Annotated in this window: 18 protein-coding genes; 15 read left to right on the forward strand and 3 right to left on the reverse strand. The window is 69.0% G+C overall.

Translation table 11 applies throughout. The annotated features are described in order from the left end of the window. The first annotated feature begins 1 nt into the window (after position 1). The 5 genes from AC1VNM_RS14600 to AC1VNM_RS14620 all read left to right on the forward strand — a co-directional run bounded on the left by AC1VNM_RS14600 (position 2) and on the right by AC1VNM_RS14620 (position 4665). Positions 2–673, forward strand: coding sequence for a hypothetical protein (locus tag AC1VNM_RS14600; protein ID WP_483107385.1), 672 nt, complete (start codon positions 2–4; stop codon positions 671–673). Next, entirely contained in the window at positions 663–1505 is an 843-nt protein-coding gene (locus AC1VNM_RS14605) for a hypothetical protein (protein WP_483107386.1), read from the forward strand. Before AC1VNM_RS14600 ends, AC1VNM_RS14605 begins: the two co-directional genes overlap by 11 nt. Positions 1506–1572: 67 nt before the next feature. Beyond that, positions 1573–2235 carry a glutathione-regulated potassium-efflux system oxidoreductase KefF gene (gene kefF / locus AC1VNM_RS14610; RefSeq protein ID WP_483107387.1) on the forward strand — a complete coding sequence of 221 codons (663 nt, stop codon included), beginning with the start codon at positions 1573–1575 and terminating at the stop codon, positions 2233–2235. Then, positions 2235–4199 carry a glutathione-regulated potassium-efflux system protein KefC gene (kefC, locus tag AC1VNM_RS14615; protein WP_483107388.1) on the forward strand — a complete coding sequence of 655 codons (1965 nt, stop codon included), beginning with the start codon at positions 2235–2237 and terminating at the stop codon, positions 4197–4199. The genes kefF and kefC overlap by 1 nt, the downstream gene beginning before the upstream one ends. A gap of 25 nt (positions 4200–4224) precedes the next feature. Further along, complete coding sequence (locus tag AC1VNM_RS14620; protein WP_377161425.1) at positions 4225–4665, forward strand: DUF1841 family protein; 441 nt, start codon at positions 4225–4227, stop codon at positions 4663–4665. A gap of 209 nt (positions 4666–4874) precedes the next feature. On the opposite strand, the gene AC1VNM_RS14625 is transcribed toward AC1VNM_RS14620, so the two are convergent. The 3 genes from AC1VNM_RS14625 to flgA all read right to left on the reverse strand — a co-directional run bounded on the left by AC1VNM_RS14625 (position 4875) and on the right by flgA (position 6596). Next, the gene (locus AC1VNM_RS14625; RefSeq protein WP_297526466.1) at positions 4875–5264 is read right to left on the reverse strand and encodes a hypothetical protein; all 390 of its coding nucleotides are present in this window, start codon (positions 5262–5264) and stop codon (positions 4875–4877) included. Positions 5265–5327: 63 nt separating this feature from the next. After that, positions 5328–5651 carry a flagellar biosynthesis anti-sigma factor FlgM gene (flgM, locus tag AC1VNM_RS14630; RefSeq protein ID WP_377161421.1) on the reverse strand — a complete coding sequence of 108 codons (324 nt, stop codon included), beginning with the start codon at positions 5649–5651 and terminating at the stop codon, positions 5328–5330. A gap of 120 nt (positions 5652–5771) precedes the next feature. Beyond that, complete coding sequence (gene flgA, locus AC1VNM_RS14635) at positions 5772–6596, reverse strand: flagellar basal body P-ring formation chaperone FlgA (RefSeq protein WP_483107389.1); 825 nt, start codon at positions 6594–6596, stop codon at positions 5772–5774. A 177-nt stretch (positions 6597–6773) separates the two neighbouring features. Here flgA and flgB point away from each other — a divergent pair, with 177 nt between their 5' ends. The 10 genes from flgB to flgK all read left to right on the forward strand — a co-directional run bounded on the left by flgB (position 6774) and on the right by flgK (position 16409). Continuing rightward, positions 6774–7163 carry a flagellar basal body rod protein FlgB gene (gene flgB / locus AC1VNM_RS14640; protein WP_377161416.1) on the forward strand — a complete coding sequence of 130 codons (390 nt, stop codon included), beginning with the start codon at positions 6774–6776 and terminating at the stop codon, positions 7161–7163. A gap of 26 nt (positions 7164–7189) precedes the next feature. Continuing rightward, entirely contained in the window at positions 7190–7606 is a 417-nt protein-coding gene (gene flgC, locus AC1VNM_RS14645) for a flagellar basal body rod protein FlgC (RefSeq protein ID WP_067276020.1), read from the forward strand. 39 nt (positions 7607–7645) lie between these two features. Beyond that, positions 7646–8305, forward strand: coding sequence for a flagellar hook assembly protein FlgD (locus AC1VNM_RS14650; protein ID WP_377161414.1), 660 nt, complete (start codon positions 7646–7648; stop codon positions 8303–8305). 77 nt (positions 8306–8382) lie between these two features. Next, positions 8383–9786, forward strand: a complete 1404-nt coding sequence (gene flgE / locus AC1VNM_RS14655; RefSeq protein WP_377161412.1) for a flagellar hook protein FlgE — start codon at positions 8383–8385, stop codon at positions 9784–9786. A gap of 52 nt (positions 9787–9838) precedes the next feature. Next, complete coding sequence (flgF, locus tag AC1VNM_RS14660) at positions 9839–10567, forward strand: flagellar basal-body rod protein FlgF (RefSeq protein WP_377161410.1); 729 nt, start codon at positions 9839–9841, stop codon at positions 10565–10567. 61 nt (positions 10568–10628) lie between these two features. Further along, positions 10629–11411, forward strand: a complete 783-nt coding sequence (gene flgG, locus AC1VNM_RS14665; protein ID WP_377161408.1) for a flagellar basal-body rod protein FlgG — start codon at positions 10629–10631, stop codon at positions 11409–11411. Positions 11412–11561: 150 nt separating this feature from the next. Beyond that, positions 11562–12290 carry a flagellar basal body L-ring protein FlgH gene (locus AC1VNM_RS14670; protein ID WP_377161406.1) on the forward strand — a complete coding sequence of 243 codons (729 nt, stop codon included), beginning with the start codon at positions 11562–11564 and terminating at the stop codon, positions 12288–12290. Between the two features lie 45 nt (positions 12291–12335). Continuing rightward, a complete protein-coding gene (locus AC1VNM_RS14675) occupies positions 12336–13481 on the forward strand; it encodes a flagellar basal body P-ring protein FlgI (protein ID WP_483109282.1) in 1146 nt (381 codons plus the stop codon). 1 nt (position 13482) lies between these two features. After that, on the forward strand, positions 13483–14370 hold the full coding sequence (gene flgJ / locus AC1VNM_RS14680) for a flagellar assembly peptidoglycan hydrolase FlgJ (protein WP_377161402.1): 888 nt from the start codon (positions 13483–13485) through the stop codon (positions 14368–14370). A gap of 62 nt (positions 14371–14432) precedes the next feature. Beyond that, entirely contained in the window at positions 14433–16409 is a 1977-nt protein-coding gene (flgK, locus tag AC1VNM_RS14685) for a flagellar hook-associated protein FlgK (RefSeq protein ID WP_483107390.1), read from the forward strand. Positions 16410–16417 lie beyond the last annotated feature (8 nt).

Genomic DNA, 16417 nt, shown 5'->3' on the forward strand with positions numbered 1-16417 from the left:
CATGCGAGCGTCCTCCAGAAGCCCCAACGTGTGGCCGGGCTACGTCGCCGCCGTCGCCGGGCTGGCGATCACCCTGCTGCTGGTGATCGCCATCCTGGGCGGCAACCTGTTCCTCGTGAGCCAGGCGGTCGTGCATGAACTGCCCCCGGCCGACCGCGACGACGATCCGGCCAGCCAAATGCCGTTGGCGGCGGCGCCGCCTGAGCCCGTCAATGCGGGCGCGCCGGTGCCGGAGCCGCCGCGCCGGGACTGGCCCACCGTGTCGGCGGCGGCGCCATCACCGCCTCCCGGCCCGTCCAGCCTCCGCGCGCCGCGCCCATCCACGACCGCCGGGCGCATCGCCTTGACCTTCGACGAGGACGCCCATGCGCTGGACGACGAGGTCCGCGCATCGCTGCGGACCGCGCTGTCCTCGCTGCCTGCGGAGCGACGTGTGCGGCTCACCGCCCTCGTGCCCGTCGACGCGTCGGGCACCACCCGCCGCGCCGCCTACATCCGACTCATGGCGGTGCGCAACGCGCTGCTGGACCTGGACATCGCGGCGGGCCGCATCCAGTTCGCGCTGGACGAGGCCGGCGCGCCGTCCGGTCCATTCGCCGCCGACCCAGGCGCGCGAACCGTCGTGATCGAGGCGGTCCCGGCCGCAATCGAAGGAGAACACCATGCACGCTGAACGCTCGGACACCATCGACTTCTGGCCCGGCTACGTCGACGCGCTGATCAACGTGGTGCTGAACCTGATGTTCGTGGTGTCGATCTTCTGTGGCGGCCTGCTGGCCACCGGATTGCAGATCGCGAGCCCCTCGCGGGTCCGCGAGCCGCCTCCCGTGGCCGTGACGCCCGCTCTCGTCGAGCCGGGCCTCGTGGAGTCTGCCCTCGTCGAAGCGGCACTCGTCGCGCCGGCTCCGCAGGTTCCGCAGACGTCCGCGACGCCGGTCCGGCCAGCAACGCGCGAGATCGACCTGCGCGAGGCCCCCATACGCGAAGACGAATCGCCGGCGCCTCGCGGTACCACCGCGCCCGCGCTGGAGAACGGTCCTCCCGGCTTGCCGACGCTCACGCTGCACGTCCGGTCGTCCTCCGCGTCTCGGGTCGAGGCAACGCCGGTCCGCATCGAGCAGGTTGCCCTGCCCGCTGGCGGATGGCGTCTGCAGGTCAGCTTTGCGATTGGCGCGCTGGGATTGGATGAGGCCACGAGCGCGACGCTGGCACGCTGGATGACGTCCGAACGGCGGGACCGGACGATCCAGATCGCCGCCTCCACCGACCTCGAACAGACCACGGCTCGCCAAGCCACCTATCGCCGCCTGATCGCCGTCCGCGATGCCTTGGTCGCCGCGGGCCACGCGCCGGCGAAGATCGAGATCCGCCTCTTGCCTGGCGGTGCATGGCCCGAGCGCCGAGGCGGCACGATCTGGATCCAGGAAATGTCCGACGCGCCCCCAGCGGCGCCCCCAGCGGCGTCCTCTGCCGCGTCCTCTGCGACGGCGTCCGCAACGCCGTGACGAGCCCCCGCCGGGTCTCCCTCCGGGGAGGCCCGGCGGCGGCAGAGGTGCCGGATACTCCGGTTCCATGAGCTCGTCAGCCCCGCCCCCTCCCACCTCCCCCTCCTCCGCCCCTGGCGCGCCGCCGATCCTGATCCTGGCCGCGCATCCGGACCTGGCCCACTCCCGCGTCACGCGGGCGATGCTGTCCGCCGCGCACGGGCTGCCCAACGTCCGCGTGCGCGACCTCTACGCGCTGTATCCGGACTACGCCATCGACACGCATGCGGAGCAGGAAGCGCTGCGCGACGCGGAGATGCTGGTCTGGCTGCATCCGCTGCACTGGTACGGCATGCCCGCGCTGATGAAGCTGTGGGTGGACGAGGTGCTGAGCGTGGGCTTCGCCTACGGCCAGACCGGTCACGCGCTGCACGGCAAGGAACTGTGGCTGGTGACGTCGGCCGGGGGGAGCGAGCACTCCTACAGCGCGGAGGGCTACAACCGCCATCCGGTCGGCGACTTCCTGCTGCCCTATGCGCAAACGGCCGCGCTGTGCGGCATGCGCTTCCTGCCGCCGCTGATCCTGCATGGCGCGCAGAAGGCGCCGGCCGAGCAGGTCCAGGCCCATGCGCAGGCCTTCGTCGAGGGGCTGCGCGCCCTGCCCGCCTGGTGCGAACACCAGCCCGACCCCGCCCAGGAGACGGTCCCCGACGACGAGCGCCCGGTGCGCGAGGAAGGGGCGCCGGTCTGATGGACATCTCCACCCCGATGTCCGCGGCGTCCGCCGCGCTGACCGCCGCCTCCGCCGCCGTGACCGCGACGGAAGCCGCGGCGCATGGCGCCCATGGCAACTGGCTGCTGACGCCGCTCGTCCTGCTGGCCGCCGCGGTGCTCGCGGTGCCCCTGGCGCGCGGGCTGAAGCTGGGCTCGATCCTGGGCTACCTGGTGGCGGGCGTACTGCTTGGCCCGCAGGTGCTCGGGTTGATCAGCCAACCGGCGACCGTGCTGGAGGTCGGTGAATTCGGCGTCGTGCTGATGATGTTCCTGGTCGGCCTGGAACTCGAGCCCAAGCGGCTGTGGGCGATGCGCCGGCCGATCTTCGGCTGGGGCTCGGCGCAGATGCTGGGCTGCGCGGCGCTGCTGCTGATCCCGTCCTTCTTCCTCGACGCCGACTGGCATGCCGCCGTCATCGCGGCACTGGGACTGGCGATGTCGTCGACGGCGGTCGCGCTGGCCACGCTCAGCGAGAAGAATCTCGGCAACACGCGCGCCGGACAGAGCGTCATCAGCGTCGCGCTGCTGCAGGACATCGCCGCGATCCCGGTGCTGGCGCTGGTGCCCATCCTCGCGAGCCAGGGGCGGCCCGCGGCGGGGCACTCCGGATATCGCATCTGGCTGGCGCTCGGTGCGCTGGTGCTGATCGTGCTCGGCGGCCGGCTGCTGCTGCGACCGCTGCTGCGCTGGATCGCGCGCAGCGGCACGCCGGAGATCTTCACCGCCGCCTCGCTGCTGCTGGTGCTGGCCGCGGCGATGCTGATGCAGAAGGTCGGGCTGTCGATGGCGCTGGGCGCGTTCGCGGCGGGCGTGCTGCTCGCCGAAAGCGAATATCGCCGCGCCCTCGAGGCCGACCTGGAGCCGTTCAAGGGCCTGTTGCTCGGGATGTTCTTCATCGCCGTGGGCATGGGCCTGGACCTGACGGTGCTGTGGCAGAAGCCGTTCGCGGTGCTCGGCCTGCTGGCCGCGCTCTGGCTGTGCAAGGGCCTGGTGCTGGCGGTACTGGGCCGCGCGATGGGCCTGCCCAGGCCGGAGCGCGCGGTCTTCGTCATCCTGCTGGCGCAGGGCGGCGAGTTCGGTTTCGTCGTCTTCCAGCTCGCGGAACAGGCCACGCTGCTCGACGCGGGACAGCGCTCGGTGCTGGTGGCGGCGGTCGCGCTGTCGCTGGCGCTGACGCCGGCACTGCTGGCCTGGGCGCAGCGGCGCGCCGGCCAGATCGAGCGCAAATCCCCGCACGAACTCACCGAACAGCAGGAGTCGCCGGTGATCATCGCGGGCTTCGGTCGCTACGGGCAGATCGTCGGGCGGATGCTCTTCGCCAACGGCATCCCGGCGACGGTGCTGGACCACGACGCCGACACCGTCGAATCGCTGCGGCGCTTCGGCTGGCGGGTGTTCTGGGGCGACGCGACGCGGCTGGAACTGCTGCGCACCGCCGGCGCCCAGCATGCGCAGGTGCTGGTGCTGGCCGTCGACGACTTCAACCACAGCGTCAAGATCGCCGAGATCGCGCGCCAGCACTTCCCGCACCTGACCATCGTCGCGCGGGCGCGCAACGTCCAGCACTACTACGCGCTGCGCGAACTGGGCGTCGAGCTGATCGAGCGCGAGACGCTGGACTCCGCGCTCATGAGCGCGCGCAGCGTGCTGCAGCAGCTCGGTTGGGAGCCGCACGCGGCGCGGCAGATGGCGTGGCGCTTCCGGCGGCATACCGTCGAGCAGACCGAGGCACTGCGCCCGCACCGCGGCGACCTGGACACGCTGATCGCGATGTCCAAGCGCGGTCGCGAACAGTTGGAGGAGCGGCTGGCGGCGGAACGCAAGGCGCTGGCGGAAGGCAAGGCCCGCAACCCCTGGCAGGAGCCGCACCTGGCGCCGGGCGCCGCCCCGGGCGCGGCGCCGGTGCCGTCGTCCGAGCATCCCCAACCCGACAAGGCCTGACGCGGGCGACGACAATCACGCGCTTATGTTTGCCCCATCCCAACTCGAAGTCCGGCGCTTCTTCTGCCAGACCTTCCGCAAGTACCGCGACAAGCTGCCGCTGACGCCGATGGAGGCGATCGCCTCGGACTGGATCGAGCAGCATCCGGAGTACCACGACGAACTCGCCGATGAGGACGCCGCGCTGGCGGCGGTCTACACGGTCGAGGACGGCCGCACGAACCCGTTCCTGCACCTGTCCATGCACCTCAGCCTGATGGAGCAGCACCAGATCGACCAGCCGACCGGCGTGCGCCAGGCGCTGGACCTGCTGGCGGCCCGCCGCCAGTCGCTCCACGACGCCCACCACGAGGCGATGGAGTGCCTGGGCGAGATGATCTGGACCTCGCAGCGCAGCGGGCTGCCGCCGGACGGCCACGTCTACCTCGACTGCCTGCGTCGCAAGGCGACGCGCACGCCGACCTGACCGCCCCACACCTCCCCCTCCTCGCCCAAGGTCCTCGGTCGCAAATCCGTCGAAGGACGCGAATGGTTGGGGACGGCTGTGCTGGGGGTTTTGGCGCCTGCCGCCAAGGCCCCCTGCACTGGCGGCCAACGCACCGCCCTCCGCACGCGAGTTCCCCAAAAGCAAAAAGGCCACGCACTGCGTGGCCTTCGTCATTCGAGAAACCGGGCTCAAGCCTGGATCGCTCCACCCAGTCCCGACTTGCGCTCGCTCTTGCCGGAAGCGCCGTACAGACCGCTGGGCTCGCCGGGCATCAGCACGTCGATGGCGCGGTCCAGCGCCGCGGTGGCACGAGCCAGCGACTCACGCTGCGCGGCCACACGGCCACCGGCCTGCATCAGGCGGGTGCGCAAGCCTTGCGGCACGGTGCCGGTACGAGCGGCCGCGCTGAACTGTTCGATCGCCCGTGCCAGTGCCGCGTGCAACGACGCCGCGTGCAGCTCGATCGCCTGCGAGTCGCGTCGATGCAGCGCGTCGCCCAGCAGGTTCAGGCAGCTTTCGACGTCCTGGAGCGGCTGCTCCAGGTCGACGGGGGTCGTGGTCAGAGGCGTGGCGGTCATGGGCGTCACCGGAAAGGCTGGGGTCTTGGCTCGCTACAGCTCGGCGTCTTTCGACGGAGCGGTTCAGTGCGACTGCTGGGTGCGGCCCAGCATCTCGGACGCGTTGGCGATCAGCTTGTCGGCGATCGCGTCGGCGTTGATCTTGAACTCGCCCTTCTCGATCGCGCTGGCGATGCGGGCGACCTTCTCCGCGTCGAAGCTGCCGTCGTCCGTGCCGGTGCCCGAGATCAGGCTGCTCGCGGTGCTTGACAGCTCGACCTTGGACCCCTCGTTCGAGGGGGCCGCGGCGCCGCCCTTGGCGGTCTTGGCTCCGCCCTCGGTCGCGCCGGCAGCGGTGCCGCCGACTTTCGAGTAGGCGTTGATGTCAGCGTTGTTACCGATCTTCATGGCAATTCTCCATGGGCCCGAGGACTTCCGGATCCCTTCCATTAGCGGGTTTATCGACCTGCCTGGACGGAACTTGAGGGGCGAGCTTCACAAATTAAACAGATCTCTCGGTGAAGGGCATCACAGTACCACCTCCACCCGTCGTTCACCGATCGTACGCCCGGTGGCCATGCGGCCATTGTCGAAACGTACACGGACATCCTGGCCTTCCAGCCCGACGCCCATCGCCTGGCCTTCGCCGGCGATCGCATAACCGTCGCCAGTCGCCATGACCTGCACCCGGTCGCCTGGCTGCACCCATTGGCGCAGCTTCAGGTCCACGGATCGCAGTGCCTGACCGGCCGCGACCGGTTTTGCCAGATGACGTCCGAGCCAGCCATCCGTTTGGGTATAGATGGCGCCGGCCTCACCGGCAATATCTACTTCGGCCAGCCGGAGATGTTCTTGAGTCAGCAGCGTGCCGGTCGGCAGGTCTGCCGCCGCGACGAAGGCCTGGCCGTAGACCTTGATGGTCAGCGGCAGCGTCACATTCCATTTGGTCACGCCGGCCACGCAGCGCAGCCCCAGGCGGCTGCGGCCCCACATCCTGGTGCCGGGCGGCAGGTAGGGCTGGATCTGCGCGCACGGCGCCAGGCGCAGTCGCGGATCCAGCTTGCCGATCTCGATCTCCACGCGGGCCTGGTTCGGCGCCACCTGGCGGGCGCCGGCCATCGCCAGCGTCTGCAGACGGTCTTCCAGCGTCGCGTCCAGCGCGCCGAGGCCTGAGCCCCCAGGTTCGCCAATCGAAATGTTGGGCGCTACCGCGACCTGCACGGGCGCCGCGGGCTGCGCATCGGCCTCGTCCACGAGCCCGAACATCAGCCACACGGACATCAGCGCGCCCGCCAGCAGGGCGGGCAGCGCCTGCGCGTGGCGGGCATGGGTGGAGTGGCAGCTTTGCGGCATGGGTCGGAACTGTACGGATCCGGGGCTCGCCGATGGCTTCGAAATGCGCCGGGATCACCCGTCTTATCGCGCTCATGTTTTCGGACCTGCTGAACACAATGCTCGAACGTGACAAAACCGGGTGACAGCCAACGGGCCGCGTCCCGATGCCCCCGCCCCGTCCGAAGGAGAAACGAGATGCTGAACAAACTGACCGACGCGATGAGCTTCCAGTCCCAGGCGCTGACCCTGCGGGCGGAGCGTCAGCGTCTGCTGGCCAGCAACATCGCCAACGCCGACACCCCCGGCTACCAGTCCAAGGACATGGACTTCGCCAAGGCGCTGCGCGCGGCGACCTCCCCGGCGGCCAATCCCTCGGATTCCAACCAGACCCTGACCCAGCGCACGCAGGCCGCGCTGCAGAGCAGCCTGAGTTCGATGACCAGCATGGACAGCAACACGGTCGACATGGACCGCGAGCGCGCCAGCTTCGCCGACAACACGGTGAAGTACGAGGCCTCGCTGCGATTCCTGAACGGCTCCATCCGCACCATGCTGGATGCGATGAAGTCGCCGAACGCGTCCTGATCGAGCGCTGAAGCAAGGAGCCCGTCATGTCGATGTTCAGCATCTTCCACATCAGCGGCAGCGCGGTGAGCGCGCAGAGCCAGCGCCTGAACGCGGTCGCCAGCAACATGGCCAACGCGGACACCGTCGCCGGCCCGGATGGCCAGGCGTACAAGGCGCGCCAGGTCGTCTTCCAGAGCGTGCTGGCCCAGAACGGCACGGACCAGACCGACGTCGGCGTGCAGGTGGTGGGCGTCCAGGAGAACCAGACCCCCGGCCGCCGCATCCACGATCCCAGCCACCAGCTGGCCGACGCCGACGGCTACGTCACGTACAGCAACGTCAACAGCGTGGAGGAGATGGTCAACATGATCTCCGCCTCCCGTTCGTACCAGAACAACCTCGAGGTCATGGGCACCGCCAAGTCGCTGCTGCTCAAGACCCTGCAGATGGGCCAGGGCTGATCGCCCGCTCCTCCCGAATAACCGAACGGAACGCCCATCATGGACTTCACCGCCCTGAACGCCAACACGAAGACCGGCGCCGCCTCGAACACGGCCGCCGCGAGCGCCACCGGCACGAGCGCGCAGGAAACCTCGGACCGCTTCCTGAAGCTGCTGGTCGCGCAGCTGCAGAACCAGGACCCGATGAACCCGATGGACAACGCCGCCGTGACGACGCAGATGGCGCAGATCCAGACGGTGACCGGCGTGAGCACGCTCAACAGCAGCATCCAGGCCCTGGGCAGCCAGTTCGGCCAGATGCAGGCGCTGCAGAGCGTGAGCCTGGTCGGCCGCGACGTCACCGTCCCCGGCAACAAGATCAGCGTCGCCGACGGGAAATCCACGATGAGCTTCGACCTCGGCGGCGCCGCCGACGCCGTCAAGCTGGAAATCCTCAACGGCGCCGGCGAGGTGATCTCCACGCAGGACCTCGGCAAGATGAAGGCCGGCATGCAGTCCTACACCTGGGACGCGTCCAAGGCGACCGAGACCACCAACCTGAGCTTCCGCGTCACGGCGACCAATGCCAGCGCCCCGGTCACCGCGACCACCCTCACCCGCGACACGGTGCGCGCGGTGAATACGAGCGGCGCCACGCTGCAGCTCGAACTGAAGAATTCCGGCCTGGTCGATTACGACAAGGTCCGTTCGCTGGGCTGATCCCAGCATTTCCGCCCTCAGCCCCGCCCCCCGCTTGACCCCGCAGATTCGCGCCTGAATCGCCCAAGGACACGACCATGAGCTTCCAACAAGGCCTCTCCGGACTGAACGCTTCCAGCAAGAACCTGGAAGTCATCGGCAACAACATCGCCAACTCGCAGACCTACGGCGCCAAGTCGTCGCGGGCCGAGTTCGCCGACATGTACGCGGCCTCGCTCAACGGCGCCGGCACCAGCGACGTCGGCATCGGCGTGCAGGTCCAGACGGTGGCCCAGCAGTTCACGCAAGGCAACATCTCGATCACCGAGAACCCGATGGACCTGGCCATCAACGGCGCCGGCTTCTTCCAGGTGTCCGACGGCAAGAGCCCGACGGTGTACACCCGCAACGGCCAGTTCAAGGTCGACAAGGAAGGCAACATCGTCAACAACGATCAGCTCAAGCTGATGGGGTATCCCGCCGACGCCAACGGCGTGATCCAGCCCGGTCTGGCGCAGGGCCTGAAGCTGCCCACCGGCGGCATCGACCCCAAGGTGACCAGCGACATCAAGATGGAGTTCAACCTGGACTCCCGCGCCGGCCCGACCGCCGCTTACGACCTGACCGATCCGGCCGATCCGAACTCGCCCAAGATCGACAAGACCGGCATCACGCTGAACGACCCGACCTCGTACAACAACGCGACGTCGATGACGGTGTACGACGCCAAGGGCCAGCCCACCGCGCTGACCATGTACTTCCAGCGCGCCAACAACGACGACGCCAACGGCAACACCGTCTGGAACGTCTACCTGACGGCCAACGGCAGCGCCGTGCAGTTCGACTCGCAGGGCAACCCGATCGAGACCGACGACGGCACCGCCAAGGGCAACCCGCTGACGCCGTTCACGCAGATGACCTTCCTGCCCACCGGCGGCAAGCCCGTCTCGCCCGGCCCGAGCGAGTTCCTGAACCTGAAGATCCCCGCCGGCACGAACTCGCAAGGCGCCCCGACGCTGCCGATCCCGGCGCCGCCGGCCGACCCGTCCGACCCGTCGGTGCAGGGCATCAGCTTCGACCTGCGCTCCGCGACCGAGAACGGCTCCAACTTCGCCGTCACCGACCTGAACCAGAACGGCTACGCGCCGGGCCAGTTGGTCGGCATCAAGCTGGAAGACAACGGCATCGTCACCGCCCGTTATTCGAACGGTGAATCGAAGCCGGCCGGCCAGGTCGAGCTGGCCAACTTCCGCAACCCGCAAGGCCTGCAGCCGCTGGGCGGCAACGTCTGGGCGCGCACGAATTCGTCGGGCGATCCGGTCGTGGGCGTGCCGGGCGACGGCAACCTCGGCTCGCTGACCCCCGGCGCGCTGGAGGAATCCAACGTCGACCTGACCTCCGAGCTGGTGAACATGATGACCGCCCAGCGCGTCTACCAGGCCAACTCGCAGACCATCAAGACGCAGGACCAGGTCCTGCAGACGCTGGTCAACCTGCGTTGATGCAGGCACCGGCGTCCTGACCCATCCCGTTGCCGATCGCTGAGGAGTTCCGATGGACCGCATGATCTACCTGTCGATGAGCGGCGCCCAGGCGGCGATGTCGCGCCAGGACGTGCTTTCCAACAACCTCGCCAACGCCAACAGCAACGGCTTCCGCGCCGAGCTGCAGGCGTTCCGCGCGGTGCCGATCCGCGGCGACGGCTCGTCCACCCGCGCGTTCGCGCTGGAGACGACCACCGGCCACGACCTGACCGCCGGCCCGATCACGACGACCGACCGCAACCTGGACGTCGCCATGAAGGGCAAGTCCTGGATGGCCGTGCAGGCGCTGGACGGCACCGAGGCCTACACCCGCGCCGGCTCGATGGACGTCGACCAGGACGGCGTGCTGCGCATGCGCAACGGCCTGCAGGTGCTGGGCGACGGCGGCCCGATCACCGTGCCGCCCAACTCGACGATCTCGATCGGCGACGACGGCACCGTCGTCGCCAAGGCCGACGGACAGCGTCCGGTCAACATCGGCCGGATCAAGCTGGTCACCGAGGACGGCCGCTTCACGCGCCGCGACGACGGCCTGTTCATCGCCGACGGCGGCGATCCGCTGCCCGCCGACCCCGCCGCCCGCCTCCAGTCGGGCGCCCTCGAGGGCTCCAACGTGAGCCCGGTCGAGACCATGGTCGGCATGATCGCCGCCGCCCGCCAGTTCGAGCAGCAGATGAAGATGCTCTCGATCGCCCAGACCCACGGCCAGGCAGCCTCCAAGCTGCTGTCCGACAGCTGATCCGCCTGCCCACAGTTCGCAGCACGGAACCGCTTCAGCAACAGGATTCAGGAGACTTCAAATGCTTCGTTCGCTCTGGACCGCCAAGACCGGCATGGAAAGCCAGCAGACCCAGCTGGACGTGATTTCCCACAACCTGGCCAACGTCTCGACCAACGGCTTCAAGAAGTCGCATGCGGTCTTCGAAGACCTGATGTACCAGACGCTGCGCCAGCCCGGCGCCAACAACACCGAGCAGACCACGCTGCCCACCGGCATGCAGGTCGGCCTGGGTTCGCGCGCGGTCGCCACCTCGCGCAGCCATTCGCAGGGCAGCCTGACGCAGACGTCCAACTACCTGGACGTCGCCGTCAAGGGCAACGGCTTCTTCCAGGTGCAGATGCCCGACGGCACCACCGCCTACACCCGCGACGGCAGCTTCCAGCTGGACGCCAACGGCCAGGTCGTCACCAACAACGGCAACACGGTGCTGCCCGGGATCATCGTCCCGGCCGACGCCAAGTCGCTGACCATCGGCGCCGACGGCACGGTGAGCGTCACCACCGCCGCCAGCGCCACGCCGACGACGCTGGGCCAGCTGCAGCTGGCGAACTTCATCAACCCGCCGGGGCTGGAGTCGCTGGGCGGCAACCTGTACGCCGAGACGGTCGCCTCCGGCACGCCGCAGACCGGCGCGCCCGGCCAGAACAGCCTGGGCACCGTGCAGCAGGGCTTCGTCGAAACCTCGAACGTCAACGTCGTCGAGGAACTGGTCCAGATGATCCAGACCCAGCGCGCCTACGAAATGAACTCGAAGGCGATCCAGACCACCGACCAGATGCTCCAGAAGCTGTCGCAGATCTGACCGGACTGACGGGCTCACTTCGGTCGATCGGGCGCGCATCGCCCGGGCGACGATGAGGGTCCCATCGTCCAGATCCCGCCGGCCCCGCGCGGCGCACCCACCCGGTGCCAAGGCCGGCGTCCCGACACGCCGCGAATCCAGGAGTTGTTCATGCATTCGTTCCCGTCCTCGCCCCTGTTGCCCACGTCCAGCCTCGCCCGATCGGCGATGCGGCTCAGTGCCTGCGCCACCGTGCTGGTTCTCACCGCCTGCTCGACGATGTACCCGCAGCCGCGCGTGGACATGCAGCCCGCGCCGGTGGTGAAGATGCCGGAGCCGATCCCGGCCTCCGCCAACAACGGCGCGATCTACCAGAACGCGAACTACCGGCCGCTGTTCGAGGATCACCGCGCCCGCCTGGTCGGCGACATCGTCACCGTCACGATCACCGAGAAGGTCAGCGCGACGCAGAAGTCGAGTTCCGAACTCGACAAGAACGGCGCCATCGGCGCCAGCGTCAGCGCGATTCCCGGCATCGCCGCCAACTCCTTCGGCGGCGGCCGGGCCGAGCTGACGGGCTCCTCGTCCAACAAGAGCACCGGCAAGGGCACGAACGAGAACACCAACGACTTCTCCGGCACGATCACCGCCGTCGTCACCGGCGTGCTGCCCAACGGGCACCTGCTGATCTCGGGCGAGAAGCAGGTCGGCGTGAATGCCAACGTGGACGTGCTGCGCTTCTACGGCCAGGTCGACCCGCAGTCGATCCGGCAGGGGAACATCGTCGCCTCGACGGCCATCGCCAACGTCCGGGTCGAGCAGCGCGGTCGCGGCGCCGTCGCCGACGCGCATGGAATTGGCTGGCTATCCCGCTTCTTCTTGAACCTTTCGCCCATTTAAGTTTCCCCACAATCGGTCACACGAGTCTGCAACCGTGTGACCGAGATGTACCCCAACACCCTCCCCCGCTTCTTCTCCCGCTCCCCTCGCCTGCTGGCCTCCGGCCTGCTCGCGCTGATGGCCCTGCTCGCGATCGCGACGCCGGCCGAGGCGACGCGCATCAAGGAAGTCGCCGCGGTGCAGGGCGTCCGCTCCAACCCGCTGACCGGCTACGGCCTCGTCGTGGGCCTGGACGGCACCGGCGACCAGACCACGCAGGCCCCGTTCACGGGCCAGAGCATCACCGCGATGCTGCAGCAGTTCGGCGTGCTGCTCCCGCCGGGCGTGACCATGCAGCCGCGCAACGTCGCGGCGGTGATGATCACCACCTCGCTCCCCCCGTTCGCGCAACCCGGCCAGCCGCTGGACGTCGTCGTCTCGTCGATGGGCAACGCCAAGAGCCTGCGCGGCGGCACGCTGATCGCCACGCCGCTGCGCGGCGCCGACGGCCAGGTCTACGCGATCGCCCAGGGCAACCTGGTCGTCGGCGGCGCCGGCGCGTCCGCGGGCGGTTCCAAGGTCCAGATCAACCACCTGAGCGCCGGCCGCATCCCTGGCGGCGCGCTGGTCGAGCGCAGCGTGCCCACGCCGCTGCAGCAGAACGAGTGGCTGCAGCTGGACCTGAACGCCTCCGACTTCGGCACCGCGCGCGCCGTCGCCAAGGCCATCAACAAGTTCAAGGGCGAAGGCACGGCGATGGCGCTGGACGGCCGCGTCGTGAAGGTCCGCGCCCCGCTGGCGCCGGACGCGCGCGTCGCCTTCCTGGCCGACATGGAGAACCTGAGCTTCGACCAGGAGATCCCGTCCGCCCGCATCGTCATCAATGCCCGCACCGGCTCGGTCGTCATGAACCAGGCCGTCACGCTGCAGCCCTGCGCGGTCGCGCACGGCAATCTGGCGGTGACCATCTCCAGCACGCCGCAGGTCAGCCAGCCCAACGCGCTGTCCGGCGGCCAGACCACGGTCACGCAGAAGACCGACATCTCGATCAAGCAGGAGCCCGGCTCGCTGATCCAGTTGCCGGCCGGCGCGCGCCTGAACGACGTCGTCAAGGCGCTCAACACGCTGGGCGCCACGCCGCAGGACCTGCTGGCGATCCTCCAGGCGATGAAGAGCGCCGGCGCCTTGAACGCCGAGCTCGAGGTGATCTGACATGGCCCTCTCCACCCCCCTCAGCACCGCGCTCGGCATGGGCGTCAACGGTCTCTCGTCGGACACGCGTTCCGTCGAGCAGCTCAAGGGCACCGCGTCGCGCGACCCCAAGGCCGCCGTCAAGGAAACCGCGCGCCAGTTCGAGGCCCTCTTCATGCAGGAGGTGATGAAGAGCATGCGCCAGGCCACGATGAACAGCGGGATGATGGAGAACTCGGCGACCCAGATGGGCGGCGAGATGCTCGACCAGCAGTACGCCGCGAAGATGACCGGCCTGCCCGGCGGCCTGTCGCAGGCCATCGAGCGCCACCTGCAGCGCCAGTTGGGCGTCAAGGACGGCGAGCTGCCGACCGCCAAGGACGCGACCAAGGTGCCACAGCTGCCGGCGCTGGCCGTCAAGAACGTGCAGCCGCACGTGCAGGACTTCATCCTGAAGCACGACGCCGCCGCCAAGTCGGCGCAGGCGTCGACCGGCATCCCGGCCAGCTTCATGATCGCGCAGGCCGCGCACGAGTCCGGCTGGGGCAAGCGCGAGATCCTGAACAAGGACGGCTCGAGCAGCTTCAACGTCTTCGGCATCAAGGCCGGCGCCAACTGGACCGGCAAGGTGGCCGAGGTGCAGACCACCGAATACGTCGACGGCAAGCCGACCAAGGTGACGGCCAAGTTCCGCGCCTACGGCAGCTATGAAGAGGCCTTCAAGGACTACGCCAAGCTGATCGGCAACAACGACCGCTACCGCGACGTCGTCGCCAAGGCCAACACCGGCAGCGCCGAGGGCTTCGCCAAGGGCCTGCAGAAGGCCGGCTACGCCACCGACCCCGACTACGCGACCAAGCTGGCGCGCACGATCAACACCACGATGCGCGTGCAGCGCGCGCTGGCCTGATCGCGCGCCCCTGAGTACGTCCTGCACGCCTAGAACGCCCAGGAAAGACCGAGGACCCCGCCATGAGTACCTCCCCGCTGCTGTCGCTCGGCATGCGCGCCATGTACGCCAACCAGGCGGCGCTGCAGACCATCGGCCAGAACATCGCCAACGCGAACACGCAAGGCTACTCCCGCCAGGAAGTGGTGCTGACCACGCCCGAGGGCCAGTTCACCGGCGCGGGCTACTTCGGCAAGGGCGTCAATGTGCAGACGGTGACCCGTTCGCACAACGAGTTCCTGACCCGCGAGGCCGCGGCCGCCAAGTCGCAGGCCTTCGCCGACACGACGATGCAGTCGCAGCTGGCGCAGCTGGAGAAGCTCTTCCCCACCGGCTCGGACGGCCTGGGCCAGTCCGCCAACGACTTCCTGAACGCGCTGGTCGACGTGGCCAGCCGCCCGTCCGATCCGTCGGCGCGCCAGGTCGTGCTGGGCAAGGCGCAGGCGCTGGCCGCGCGGTTCCAGAGCGCCGGCCAGCAGTTGGCCGACCTGCAGTCGGGCGTCGTCAGCGACATGAACGCCGACGTCAAGCAGGTCAACGAGCTCGCCAAGCAGATCGCCGCGGCGAACGACCAGATCGCGCGTTCGGCCGGTACCAGCCACACGCCCAACGACCTGCTCGACAAGCGCGATCAGCTGATCTCGCAGCTGAGCCAGTACGTGCAGGTGAGCACCGTCCCCAACGCCCGCGACGGCACGACCGGCGTGTTCATCGGCGGCGGCCAGGTGCTGGTGCTCGGCGGCCAGGCGCAGCAGCTGTCGGTCACGCCCGACCCGTACGACGGCGCCCGCGCGCAGCTCTCGATCACCGACACCAGCGGCACCCGCGCGCTGGACGACAGCACACTGACCGGCGGCTCGCTCACGGCGATGCTGCGCTACCAGAACACCCACCTGCAGGACGCCCGCAACCTGCTCGGCCAGATGGCGACCGCGATCGCGACGCGCGTCAACGAGCAGCAGAGCCTGGGCATCGACCTGAAGGCGCAGGCCGGCGGCCCGCTGTTCACGATCGCCAATCCGACGGTGCTCCCGGCGGCGACCAACCGCGGCGACGCCAAGCTCAGCGCCGCCGTCACGGACGGTGCGCTGGTGCCGGCGCTCTCCTTCACGGTCACCCCCGACCCGACCGGCACGCCCGACAGCTACCAGATCGCGGTGCGCCCGGGCGGCCAGCCGACGATCATGAGCAACGACCAGATCAAGGCGGCCTACGGCATCAGCCTGTCGACGACCGGCACCATGCAGCAGGGCGACAGCTTCCTGCTGGAGCCGGTGGCCAACGCGGCGGGCAGCTTCAAGCGCGCGCTGGACGATCCGGCGGGCCTGGCGGCGGCGTCGCCGATCATCGGCACGACCAACATCAACAACAAGGGCACGGCGACCGTCGACACGCTCTACGCGATCAACGACAAGTTCGACAAGAGCAAGCAGCCCGCGACCGTCGAGTTCGGCGCCGTCAACGCCGACAACAGCATCAACTACACGATCACGCTGTCGGACAACACGCAGGTCAGCGGCACCTGGAAAGCCGGCGGCAAGATCGGCAACGATCCGGCCAACGGCGTGGACCTCGGCTTCGAGCTGAGCCTGAACGGCGTGCCGCGTGAGGGCGACAAGATCGCGCTGCAGGTGTCGGACCAGGTGGTCGCCACCAACAACGGCAACGCCAAGGCCTTCCTCGCGATGCAGAGCGAGCCCTTCCTGGGCAAGCAGCTGCAGGTCGACGGCACGCTGTCGCGCGGCCAGACCGTCAACGAGGCCTACGCCGCCGCGATGGCCGACATCGGCTCGCGCGTGCAGGGCGCGGATTACCTGGCGCAGGTCTCCACCACGGTGGCCTCGGACACGGAGCAGACGCGCTCCAGCCAGGCCGGCGTCAACCTCGACGAAGAGGCGGCCAAGCTGATGCAGTTCCAGCAGGGCTACCAGGCCGCCGCCAAGATGCTGCAGGCCGCGCAGAGCCTGTTCGACCAATTGCTGAGCGTGGTCGGCCGCTGACGCGACCG

It is taken from the genome of Mitsuaria sp. MSU3D (genome assembly GCF_056867975.1).

Coding starts and splice junctions, on each gene's coding strand:
- AC1VNM_RS14600 (WP_483107385.1), top strand. CDS start 2: ATGCGAGCGTCCTCCAGAAGCCCCAACGTGTGGCCGGGCTACGTCGCC.
- AC1VNM_RS14605 (WP_483107386.1), top strand. CDS start 663: ATGCACGCTGAACGCTCGGACACCATCGACTTCTGGCCCGGCTACGTC.
- kefF (WP_483107387.1), top strand. CDS start 1,573: ATGAGCTCGTCAGCCCCGCCCCCTCCCACCTCCCCCTCCTCCGCCCCT.
- kefC (WP_483107388.1), top strand. CDS start 2,235: ATGGACATCTCCACCCCGATGTCCGCGGCGTCCGCCGCGCTGACCGCC.
- AC1VNM_RS14620 (WP_377161425.1), top strand. CDS start 4,225: ATGTTTGCCCCATCCCAACTCGAAGTCCGGCGCTTCTTCTGCCAGACC.
- AC1VNM_RS14625 (WP_297526466.1), bottom strand. CDS start 5,264: ATGACCGCCACGCCTCTGACCACGACCCCCGTCGACCTGGAGCAGCCG.
- flgM (WP_377161421.1), bottom strand. CDS start 5,651: ATGAAGATCGGTAACAACGCTGACATCAACGCCTACTCGAAAGTCGGC.
- flgA (WP_483107389.1), bottom strand. CDS start 6,596: ATGCCGCAAAGCTGCCACTCCACCCATGCCCGCCACGCGCAGGCGCTG.
- flgB (WP_377161416.1), top strand. CDS start 6,774: ATGCTGAACAAACTGACCGACGCGATGAGCTTCCAGTCCCAGGCGCTG.
- flgC (WP_067276020.1), top strand. CDS start 7,190: ATGTCGATGTTCAGCATCTTCCACATCAGCGGCAGCGCGGTGAGCGCG.
- AC1VNM_RS14650 (WP_377161414.1), top strand. CDS start 7,646: ATGGACTTCACCGCCCTGAACGCCAACACGAAGACCGGCGCCGCCTCG.
- flgE (WP_377161412.1), top strand. CDS start 8,383: ATGAGCTTCCAACAAGGCCTCTCCGGACTGAACGCTTCCAGCAAGAAC.
- flgF (WP_377161410.1), top strand. CDS start 9,839: ATGGACCGCATGATCTACCTGTCGATGAGCGGCGCCCAGGCGGCGATG.
- flgG (WP_377161408.1), top strand. CDS start 10,629: ATGCTTCGTTCGCTCTGGACCGCCAAGACCGGCATGGAAAGCCAGCAG.
- AC1VNM_RS14670 (WP_377161406.1), top strand. CDS start 11,562: ATGCATTCGTTCCCGTCCTCGCCCCTGTTGCCCACGTCCAGCCTCGCC.
- AC1VNM_RS14675 (WP_483109282.1), top strand. CDS start 12,336: ATGTACCCCAACACCCTCCCCCGCTTCTTCTCCCGCTCCCCTCGCCTG.
- flgJ (WP_377161402.1), top strand. CDS start 13,483: ATGGCCCTCTCCACCCCCCTCAGCACCGCGCTCGGCATGGGCGTCAAC.
- flgK (WP_483107390.1), top strand. CDS start 14,433: ATGAGTACCTCCCCGCTGCTGTCGCTCGGCATGCGCGCCATGTACGCC.